This is a genomic window from Burkholderia sp. AW49-1 (genome assembly GCF_053427845.1).
Window position 1 is genome coordinate 1 of the sequence record NZ_JBSAXF010000068.1, and the last position, 2,161, is coordinate 2,161.

Here is a 2,161-nt window from a genome sequence, read left to right on the forward strand (position 1 = left end):
ACGCTCGTCGGGATAGGCGGAGTCGAGCGGCACATAAGCGGCGCCGGTCTTGAGAATGGCGAGCATGCCGATCGCGAAATGAATGTCGCGCCCGGATGCGAGACCGATGCGCAGCTCGGGGCCCGCGCCGAGATCGCGCAGCGTCCACGCGAGTGCATTGGCGCGTGCATCGAGTTCGGCATAGGTCAGCGAGCCGGCGTCGCCCGATACGGCAATCGCATCCGGATATTGCGTGGCGATCTGCTCGAACGCATCGCACAGGTTCGCATGCCGCAGCGTCGACGCGATCGGCGGACGCGATGTCACCGGCCAGTCGCGCACGCCGACGACCGCCATCGACAGCCACGGCGCATCGACATCGGCCGCGATGTCGCGCAGCGCTGCGTCGAGCACCGCGACGTGCCGTTCGATCTGCGCCGCGCCGAACCGGGCGACGTCGTAATGCAGCGACACGTCGAAGCCGTCGCCGGCCGGGTCGCGCGCGAACTGCACGAGCAGCGGGAAGTCGGTTTCCTCGTGCGCGTCGAAGTCGACGACCGCGACGCCGGGCAGATCGAGCGCGTCGCGATAGACGTGGAAGTGGATGTAGTTGAACGCGACGTCGAACAGGCGGCCCGCGCCGGCTTCGTCGGCGATGGCGGCGAGCGGCAGGCGCTTGAGCGAGTCGATCTCGCGCTCGGCAGCGGCGACCTGCCGGATCAACCCGGCCCACGAACCGGGCGCGAGGCGTGCACCGAGCGGCACGCTGTTCAGAAACAGGCCGGTCGCCCGTGCGCTGAGCGCGTGATCGGGCCGGTTGTGGACGACGTAGCCCGTCACCGGGCAGTCCGATCCCGTCAGCATCGACAGCGCGCGCAGATGCGCGGTGAGCAGCAGCGAGCGCAGTTCGACGCCGAGCGCGCGGGCCTGCGCGGCGAGCGACGTCGACAACGGCTGCGACACGCGCAGGACGACGCGCTCGACCGTGCGGCGGCTGGTGATCCGGCTCGGATCGTGCGGATCGTGCGGGTCGCCGCCCGCGTCGGCATCGCCGGCGAGCAGCGTCGCGGGCTGCCGGGCTAGTCGTTCGCGCCACGCGCGGCGCAGCGCATCGTCCGCGAGCGCGTCGCGCTCGGCGGCCGCGTGCAATGCCAGCACCGGCGCATCGCTGGCGGCCTCGATGCGCGGGCCGCCGCACGCGTGGCCGATCAACTCCGTCATCAGCGTCGCGACGCTCCAGCCGTCGACGATCGCGTGATGAAAGCTCAGCGTGACGTGGATCGCGTCGTCGGCGACGCGATGGATGAACAGCCGCAGCATCGGGCCATGTGCGATGTCGAAATCGCGCCGCTGCTCGGCGTCGACGAACGCGTCGAGCGCGACGCGCTGCGCTGCGTCGTCCAGCGTGCGGCAGTCGAACACCTGCAGCGCGGCAGCCGCTTCGCGGCGGATCAACTGCAGCGGCGTCGAAAAGCCGTCAAGCGCGAACCCGGTGCGCAGCGTCGCGTGCGCGCGTGTGACGGCTGCGAGCGCGCAGTGCCAGGCGGCCTCGTCCCACGCGGGAATTCGCAGACGATAGCGGAACACGTCGTGAAACACCGCGCCACCGTCGCGCTCGCGATGAAACAGCATGCCGAGTTGCAGGCGGGACATCTGCAGCGCGTCTTCGAGGCCGTCGGGCAGCCGCGCGCGGTCGGCGTCCGACAGCAGCGCGAACGGCGCGGGCGCGGCGGACGCCGCCACCGGCGGCAGCGGGTCGCGATCGACCGCTTCGGCGAGCGCGGCGAGCGTCGGGCATTCGCGCAACTGAAGGGGCGACACGTACACGCCGCGCGCGCGGGCCTCGGTGACGACTTCGAGCGAATTGATGCTGTCGCCACCGAGCGCGAAGAAACTGTCGTAGCGGGCCGGTTCGCGGCCGAGGACGCGGGCCCAGATGTCGGCCAGCAGGCGCTCGGTGGGTGTGGCGGGCGGCTCGCGGTGGGTGTCGTCGACGACGGCTTCGGGCCGCGGCAGCGCGCGGCGGTCGAGCTTGCCGTTGACGGTCAGCGGCAGCGCATCGAGGACGACGACGTGCGCGGGAATCATGTGAGCCGGCAGGCGGGCGGCGAGGTGAGCGCGCAGCGCGACGGGGTCAAGCGCGTCGCTCGACGGAGTTGCATAGGCAACGAGCCGTGCATTT

The 2,161-nt window shown here is 71.2% G+C and carries 1 protein-coding gene; it reads right to left on the reverse strand.

The features are described from left to right. Positions 1 to 2,161: condensation domain-containing protein (locus ACV22W_RS33390; protein WP_448023797.1), on the reverse strand; the 2,161-nt coding region annotated here is incomplete at both ends.